At 74.8% G+C, this 503-nt stretch carries 1 protein-coding gene; it reads left to right on the top strand.

Annotated features, from left to right (window positions below):
- Positions 1 to 59: 59 nt before the first annotated feature.
- Positions 60 to 503: helix-turn-helix domain-containing protein (locus C1I97_RS38685; RefSeq protein ID WP_146608485.1), on the top strand; the 444-nt coding region annotated here is incomplete at its 3' end.

Below are 503 nucleotides of genomic sequence, written 5' to 3'. Positions count from 1 at the left end.
GTGCGCTGCCGGGACACCTCCCGCCCCCCCTTGCCCCGCAGCTGGCAGGTGTCCCGGGAATGCACACCCCCCGGCGCGACTCCCGCTCCATGCAGGCGGTGATGGCCACCGACGCCTTCCACCACTACGGCCACGGCACCTCCGGCGCACGGCTGCTGGCCACCCTGCACCCGCTGGACGGAGCGGACGTGACGGCCCTGGCCCGGGCCACCGGACTGCACCGGACCACCGTCAAACGGCGCCTGGACAAGCTCATGGAGGACGACCTGGTGGTGGAAGCCGACGGCCTGTACTACCTGGCTGGCCGCCTGACCGGAGCCGACGGCGCCCCCATCCAGGCGGACGACGAGCAGCTGCAGCAGGCCGCGGCCAGCCGTGGCACCCAGGGCCTCGGGCAGCGGCGACGGCAGCGCCACCAGAGCGAACGGGAGCGCTACCGGCTCTGGCTGGAACACCGCGAACGCCGGCAGGCGCAGAACCGGCGACCCGCCCGCCCCCCGCTG

Origin of the sequence: Streptomyces sp. NTH33 (assembly GCF_003236365.1) — a bacterium.
GTDB lineage: Bacteria > Actinomycetota > Actinomycetes > Streptomycetales > Streptomycetaceae > Streptomyces.
This window is presented reverse-complemented; position numbering and strand designations above follow the sequence as displayed.